The following is a 418-nucleotide window of genomic DNA, read 5'->3' as shown; positions in this document are numbered from 1 at the left end:
GAGCCTGAGCTTAACGTTGCGCTGCTTAACAAGGTGGACGTCGCAACGGCGCATATTGCCGGTTATACCCTTGAAGGAAAAGCCCGCGGCACGACGCAGGTCTTTGAGGCCTATAGCGCCTTTATCGGCCATCCACAGCAGGTGGCGCTGGATACCTTACTGCCTGCGCCTGAATTTGGCCGCATTACCCTGCACGGGCCACTCGATCAGGCAACGCTGAAACGACTGGTCCATTTGGTGTATGATGTGCGCCGCGATGACGCGCTGCTGCGTAAAGTGGCGGGTATTCCGGGTGAGTTTGATAAGCTGCGCAAGAACTATGTTGAGCGCCGCGAGTGGTCTTCCCTGTATGTGATTTGCGACGACGCAACGGCTGCGACGCAGCTGCATAAACTGGGTTTTAACGCCGTTCATCACC

1 protein-coding gene is annotated in these 418 nt (G+C 56.7%); it reads left to right on the top strand.

The features are described from left to right. The coding region (locus AC0DBE_RS21640) for a DUF3410 domain-containing protein (RefSeq protein WP_472963757.1) at positions 1 to 418 on the top strand (418 nt) is incomplete at both ends.

The sequence above is a fragment of the Bacillus sp. VA15 genome (assembly GCF_055721145.1).
The sequence above is the reverse complement of the archived record's forward strand: the minus strand, read 5'-3'. Positions and strand labels throughout refer to the sequence as shown.